Origin of the sequence: Alicyclobacillus contaminans DSM 17975, from assembly GCF_000429525.1 — a bacterium.
GTDB classification, from domain to species: domain Bacteria; phylum Bacillota; class Bacilli; order Alicyclobacillales; family Alicyclobacillaceae; genus Alicyclobacillus_A; species Alicyclobacillus_A contaminans.
Window position 1 is genome coordinate 1 of the sequence record NZ_AUCA01000076.1, and the last position, 6,966, is coordinate 6,966.

Below are 6,966 nucleotides of genomic sequence, written 5' to 3' on the forward strand. Positions count from 1 at the left end.
TTCCCACTCTCCAAAGCCAATTGAACTGCGTGAAGTTTGAATTCCTTGTCGTACTTCTGTGTCATGTGGCTCACCTCGAATCGCCTTATTCTTACATTCTTGATTCGTTGCGTCCACTATTTCATCCTAACACCACCATTGCGGTAATTCTTGCGCTCCGTGCTGCGTTCGAAGCGCTCAGCACCGCGGAGCTGACTGACCTCGGCATCCATCACGGCTTCGGCAAGGACCTTCAAACCCTCCCGCAGAAAGTCGACACCTCCATCTTCCAAACCGATCTTGCGAATCAGCTCCAAAAGTGCGATCTTGTCCATAGAAGCCATCGAGTGCCTCCTCTACTGATTGTTTGGCCACTTTTAGTAGAGTGCACTCGATGGCTTTTTTCGTCAACATCAAGCCTCAGAATTTACACCACTACCGGAGACTTTAACGCGCATTCGCCCCCATTTCTCAAGTAGTTTTTGCACGAGGTTTATCCCAAAATAACAGGTCCCTGTATCAGTTCACATTATACTCGCATTTCCGTCATACAAGTTTCGTTACTGCCGCCGTATTTCCCCCTTGGCTCAAGGGGGCGAGTGGTATGCTGGATGGCAGTTTAATAAAAGGATGGTTGTTGATGAAATTTCATCGTCTTGCGTGGTTTACGACGATCATCATTGGCGTACAGATGGTTTTGGCAGGAATCATTGTCGGCGAGGACGCGGGATTCGTCTGTCCCAGTTGGCCGTATTGTGGAAAATCAGGTGCATTTCAGATTACTGGATCGCTCATTTTTGAGCTGGTACACAGATTTGTCGCGTTATTCCTTGGGGCTCTCGTGATTTGGTTGCTCATTTGGTTGTTTACATCGTATCGTCACAATCGTGCAATGGTGTGGACAGGTTGTCTTGGACTGCTTTCACTGTTGATACAAATCGTCTATGCAGGCATGATTGTCTTATTTGTGTTCCCTGGTGTCGCCACGACGGTGGACGTGCTCAACAGCATGGTTATGCTATCCCTTTTCGTTCATTTGGCTAACCTCGCCCAACGTGAATATCAAATTAAACAGGGAGATGTAACGGCAGAACCGAATGTGGAGAGCCGGGCCCTGCGACCGCGTGCATGGACTCTCTACGCTGTGGGAATGTTGACTGTGGCAGCCGGTGCGGTTTTTCGGCATACAGGCGCAAGTCAAGCGCTATTTGGCGAAGATAGTTACATTTTAAGTCACGGACAAACCGTTCCCCCATCTCAAGTGATTTCGCAGGCCTTGTTGAACATCCACATGGCAACCGCTTTGTTGCTGATTATCGCGGGAGTATGGTTTGCACGGGTTGCTTTCCAAAAGAAGCGTTTGACGAAAACAGCGATTTTGGTCATCGCTTTGATTGTCGTCCAAGCCATCCTAGGCGTTGCCTCACTGGCTACGAAGCTTGAACTGGTTGTTGTCACGTTTCACTGGGGAGTAGCGGGTCTGATTCAGGGCGTCATCGCCTTTGCTGTATCCAAGACCTATGTGGGTACCGCAAACAGAACACGGTTTCGTAAGGTAAGTGGTCATGTGGCGTGAAAGGTGACTTTTACGTCGCTTTCGATCTCCTGGACTGCTGCCGCTTCCCGGTGGGACCCGCCATCGTAAGATGAGGCATACCTGCGGGGAGGGGGTGCTGTCCGTGTACGATGGTGGCGTGTTCGGCGGATATACGCGCTGGGCGGTTGTGTTCCTGATTATCTTTGTGCTGTTCTTCTTGCTGGTGCCATTTGGCGGGGGCTATGTTGGTGGCTGCGGTTGTGGCGCAGGTGTCGGTGCAGGTCCAGTGGTGTACTGAGAATCGAATTTTGGTGGGACTGTCCCATCCGTGGCTGATGCTCACGTGGGGCAGTTCCTTTATTATTGTGCGGCCACCAACTTTCGTCCCCTTGGCTTCTCCATTCGCCCATGCAAGATTGTGCCTCACAAAGCGTTCCACTATCATCGAAATATAATTGGGACGCGAGACCGTCCATACCCTCATTGGGACGGACAGTCTCTGTTCGGGGTTCATCTTTCGTCAGACGGGGGAGCAGGATGAGCGAATGGTTTCAACCCAGTGATCACCGCATTCTGGTTGTGGATGACGATCCGAACATTGTCGATCTCATCCGCCTCTATCTGGAAAACAAGGGTTACCGCGTGGTGTGCGCTTACAGCGGTACGGACGGATTGGCTCGGCTGGAGCAGGGGGATGTACACCTGATCATTCTCGACATCCTGATGCCGGACATGGACGGCTGGACGCTCTGTCAACGTGTTCGTGAGCAGGGCGACATCCCCATCCTCATGGTCACCGCTAAGGGAGAAGGTTCGGACAAGCTCAAGGGATTCGGGCTTGGCGCGGACGACTATCTGGTGAAGCCGTTCGATCCGAACGAGCTGGTGGCCCGCGCCACGTCGCTGCTGCGGCGGACGTATCACGCGCGGATTGACGTGCCGCCCAAGACCGAACTCCGCTTTGGCCGCCTCCGGATTGACACGGCGGGCCACACGGTCACGGCCGATGGACGCCCGGTCGATCTGACGGCGCGTGAATACCAGCTGCTCCGCATCTTTGTCCAAAATCCCAACCGCATCTTGTCTCGGCAGCAGCTGTTGGACCTGGTGTGGGGGATTGACTACATGGGCGAGGACAGGGTGGTGGACGTGTTTGTTAAACGCGTGCGCCAGAAGTTGGGGCCGGGGGACGAGGACTGGGCGATTGTCACCGTCCGCGGTCTGGGATACAAGTTTGAAACGAAGGGATGACGGGATTGACCTCCCTATTTCGAAAGACGTTGTTTGGCTATATCGGTGTCATCATCCTCGCCTTTGCGGCGCTTTCGGTTGCACTGACGGTGGAGATTCGGCACGTGCTGGTTCAGCAGCGCTGGACCGCGCTGAACCGGCAGGCGGTGGAACTGCTGCCGTACCTCCAATCCAATCAACCCCAGACGAATGACGCGAGTTTCAAGCAGTTGGTCGCCTATGATGAAATGGTGGACAACACCAAGGTCAACATCCTGCTGCTGGAAGGAAGCAATGCGGCCGTCGAGGCGAAAGAACTGGCCCGGTTCCTGATTGACCGCAGCGCGATTCGCAATGTCCGTGCGTTGCGGCGTGTGTTGAGCGGACAACGTGTGCAGTTCGTAGGGGTATTTGGGACGGTCGACCGAGCGACCACTGTGACGGTGGGGGTGCCAATTACGCAGAATGGCCGCGTGGTTGGGGCGCTATTTCTGCGATCCGCCGTGAAGGGGCTGCAGCTCCGGCAAATCGCCCGGATCACCTTCTTGATTGCGCTGTTTGTGATGGTCTTCTCCATCGGCGTGATCTACGCCATTACGCGACGCTTCGCGGGGCCGCTTGGGCGTGTCACCCGCGCGGTGCAGGCATTTGGCCAGGGGCGACTGCACGAACGCATCCCGGTGGATGGAGACGATGAAGTGGCAAGGCTGGCGGAGACGTTCAACGACATGGCGGACAGACTGGAACGCCTCGAAGCGATGCGGAAAGACCTCATCGCCGACGTGTCCCACGAACTGCGGACGCCGCTCACCTCTGTGCGCGGCTTCATCCAAGGCATTTTGGACGGAGTCATTCCACCGGAGATGCACCGGACGTACCTCGAAACCGCCTACAAGGAGTTGCAGCGCCTCAATGCCGTGCTCAACACAATGCTCGATCTGTCCGCCATCGAGACGGGGCACATTCAACTGCAGATGGCCTCGGTGTCGTGGCCATCCGTGGTATCGGACGTGCGAGATAGGGTGCAGGTGCGGATGGACGAAAAGGGCCTGGTCTGGCGGGAATCCCATTCGCACAATGACATCACGGTCTGGGCGGATGCGGACAGGCTCACACAGGTTCTCTTCAATCTTGTGGACAATGCCATTCGGCACACGGCTGCTGGAGAGATTGCCGTGGTGAGCACCGTGGTCAACCACCAGTTGCAGGTGCAGGTCTCGGACACCGGCGAGGGCATCCCGCCCGATGTACTGCCGCACATCTGGGAACGCTTCTACACCGGCGGTGGCGGTAAGACCGCCGGCCAACATCGAACCGGACTCGGTCTGACCATCACGAAACTGTTGGTGGAGCGCATGGGGGGGCGGATTGACGTGGTCTCCACGGTCGGCAAGGGCACCACTTTCACATTGCGCCTGCCGGTGTTGGACGATGGCATGCGTTCGCAAGGGTGATGGCTGACATATTCGTGACACAATTCCTCTGTACACTGCAAACTGCAACAGCAAGCCAATCCATTTTGCAAGGAGGAATGTATCATGAATCTGAAAACGAAAGTGTTCGGCAGTGTGGGGGCCGTTCTGTTGACCATGTCGGTGACGGGGGCGGTGGCGTATGCGGCGACCAGTGGTGGCAGGGGCGGCGACGCCAGCACGGGCGACTCAGCCGCAGTCGTTACTGTGACGGCCAACTCGGGGCAGTACGCGAGTCAAATCAAAGCGGCACTGCAGCAAATCAAGTCGTTGGAGCAGCAGCGTCGGCAGTTGAACCAGCAGTTGACAGCAGATGTCAAGAATCTGAAGGGCCGTCATGTGAAGCAGACGGATCCAACCGATTACCAGGCAATGGTGACCACGCACGAGCAAGTCCTCGGTGTTCGGACCAAGCTCGACACGAATCAGGCCGCCATTCTGACGGACAGGCAGGACAAGGACTGGGCCAAGTTGGTCACGGATCTCCAGACTCAAATCACCGATTTGCAAAACTTGATTGACCTCAAGCAACAGCAATTGCAAAACGTGGAGCATGCGCTGTCGGCGACGGGCGCGTCTGGGAGCGGATCGTCATCCTCGTCCACCGCGTGAGTTTGAACGGAAAGATGGTTGCGTGGCCCGTGCCGGTGTGCCGGGCCCTTTGTTTTTGTGCGAAAGTTGCCACGGACAATGCGGACAACGCCTGGATCATTGATGTTGGGTTGGAACAGAGTGTTTTGTTCATTTGTTCCCAATAGGAGATTCTGGCTTAACTGGCGGGGCAATTGCAGCAAAACGGGCCGCTGAGTTTTGTCCATCGATGGGGTGCCTGTTTCATCATGGAACCGAGTGGTCAACATCGTGTCGGCCGACCAAACCAAAGAACGAATGACGTTTGAAATGAAACAGCATATGATGTGTCGGGACTGTCAAATGCCCAGTTGACGAGAAGGGGAGGAAGCCCGACATGATCTCATACATGGACTTTACGTCGCCAGATGTGCAATTCCACTTTGATGTGAACAATAACCCTTTCTTTGTTAAGAATAATCATAATTTTATCAATGTGCTGTCTGTTCGGGAATTGAATACTTTGGGTAGGGTCTCTCTGCTGGATATTTTTTTGAGTCGATCCAATGTGATTGAACCGCACACCCATCAAAACGCATCGGAGCTGGTGTACTGTATTTCCGGAGCGGCGGTTGTATCGTTGGTCAATCCGTTTACAAAGCAGTTGATCAACATTCCCATCACACCTGGACAGGTGGCGAATGTGCCTCAGGGCTGGTGGCACTATGAGATTGCCACGGTCGATGCCACGCATTTACTTGCCATCTTTGATGCTCCAATCCCAGAGTTTATACCGGGATCTGATGTATTGAGGCTCACTCCGCCTGAAGTGCTCGCGTATACCTACGGTCTGAATGAATCAGCGACAAGAAAAGCATTATCTGCATTGACTCGCACTGTGGTCATTGGACCGCCAGAGCCATGAAAGCGGGTTTCTGAACGCATACGCGACCCAGAGATTGGCGGGTAAGGATACTCCGTATTGGCAATGCTAAGTACAACGGTCTATAGGACCGCAGGATAACCTGGTCTTTGTGCGCTCCGTCTGAAAAGAGACGAAATGGCTGGGGAGCGGACGGTGTTCATACGTCGTTCCGGTCGGCACTGCGTTGTATAAGTAGTCATGTTGAAGATACAGGAAATTCCTCTCGCTGTGTCGTATTCTATCCAGAAAAGGGAATGCGTCATGGAAGGGGCAGGGTGATACGACATGTCCGTGAAATCCATCAAGTTCAAACTTATGATTGGCGGCCCTCAGTACACAAGGATTCGGCGTGGCATATACAAGACGCATGAAGTATTCAACGAAGGGGTTCGCTATTACCAGGAATGGCTGCTTTTGATGCGCCAAGGGGACGTTTATCGCTATCAGGATGACAAGCCTGAAATTGTCCTGTCGGCCGAGCACTGCAAAAGAGAGTTGCTTCGCAGGCTGCGTCAGGTTCAGAAGGAGAATGTGGGGCGGACCTCGCACACGGATGAAGAGCTGCTTCAGGTGATGAGGGCCTTGTATGAGTTGATTGTCCCTTCGGCGGTTGGGAAAAAGGGGGACGCGGCTTCTCTTTCCCGCAAGTTCTTGAGCCCACTGGCATGGAAAGATAGCAAAGGATTGACCGGAGAGTCGAAAGCCGGCAACAAGCCGCGATGGAAGCGGCTTCAGGAGCAGGGATTGCCGTACGAGGAGGAGTACAACCGATGGCTCCGTGAGAAGGAGTCCGATCCAGCGAAACATATTCCCGCTCAGCTGGCATCCATGGGCCTAAAGCCCTTTCTGAAGGTCTTCACGGAGTCGACAGAGGGCATCGCGTGGTTGCCGCTGGCGAAGGACCAAGGGGTAAGAACGTGGGATAGGGACATGTTCCAGCAGGCCATCGAAGGTCTGCTGTCGTGGGAGTCGTGGAACCGTCGCGTCCGCGAGGAATATGACGCACTGAGTGCACGGGTCTACGCCTACCATGCCAAGCACTTTGCGGATCAACCAGGTTGGGCCGTATACTGGCCCCAGAGTCAACCCAGACAGAAGGGATGGGTTAAGATGAAGTAGAGGTGTTTATGATGCCGGGACGTAAGTGGACAGTGGACGAGAAGATGAACATCGTGCTCGAGGGCATGATGCCCGGTGCGAATATCAGCGAGGTATGTCGGCGGCATGGCGTGGCCCAGAGTCTGTATTACAGG

8 protein-coding genes and 1 pseudogene are annotated in these 6,966 nt (G+C 54.6%); 8 read left to right on the plus strand and 1 reads right to left on the minus strand.

The window, feature by feature from the left end:
• Positions 1–134 precede the first annotated feature (134 nt).
• Positions 135–323: pseudogene (locus G463_RS0116655) on the minus strand (transposase); the annotation flags it as partial.
• 260 nt (positions 324–583) lie between these two features.
• On the opposite strand from G463_RS0116655, the gene G463_RS0116660 reads away from it, so the two are divergent.
• The 8 genes from G463_RS0116660 to G463_RS24140 all read left to right on the plus strand — a co-directional run.
• Positions 584–1,555, plus strand: a complete 972-nt coding sequence (locus G463_RS0116660; protein WP_026976051.1) for a COX15/CtaA family protein — start codon at positions 584–586, stop codon at positions 1,553–1,555.
• Between the two features lie 103 nt (positions 1,556–1,658).
• The gene (locus G463_RS23275) at positions 1,659–1,814 is read left to right on the plus strand and encodes a hypothetical protein (protein WP_169725499.1); all 156 of its coding nucleotides are present in this window, start codon (positions 1,659–1,661) and stop codon (positions 1,812–1,814) included.
• Between the two features lie 239 nt (positions 1,815–2,053).
• Entirely contained in the window at positions 2,054–2,767 is a 714-nt protein-coding gene (locus G463_RS0116670; protein ID WP_026976052.1) for a response regulator transcription factor, read from the plus strand.
• Positions 2,764–4,200, plus strand: coding sequence for a sensor histidine kinase (locus G463_RS0116675; RefSeq protein WP_026976053.1), 1,437 nt, complete (start codon positions 2,764–2,766; stop codon positions 4,198–4,200). Before G463_RS0116670 ends, G463_RS0116675 begins: the two co-directional genes overlap by 4 nt.
• An 84-nt stretch (positions 4,201–4,284) precedes the next feature.
• Positions 4,285–4,830, plus strand: coding sequence for a hypothetical protein (locus G463_RS0116680; RefSeq protein ID WP_026976054.1), 546 nt, complete (start codon positions 4,285–4,287; stop codon positions 4,828–4,830).
• Positions 4,831–5,185: 355 nt separating this feature from the next.
• Entirely contained in the window at positions 5,186–5,713 is a 528-nt protein-coding gene (locus tag G463_RS21100; RefSeq protein ID WP_342663832.1) for a cupin domain-containing protein, read from the plus strand.
• Between the two features lie 285 nt (positions 5,714–5,998).
• On the plus strand, positions 5,999–6,832 hold the full coding sequence (gene cas12b / locus G463_RS0116695) for a type V CRISPR-associated protein Cas12b (RefSeq protein ID WP_026976055.1): 834 nt from the start codon (positions 5,999–6,001) through the stop codon (positions 6,830–6,832).
• Positions 6,833–6,843: 11 nt separating this feature from the next.
• A partial coding sequence (locus tag G463_RS24140) for a transposase (protein WP_035487890.1) occupies positions 6,844–6,966 on the plus strand: 123 nt, incomplete at its 3' end.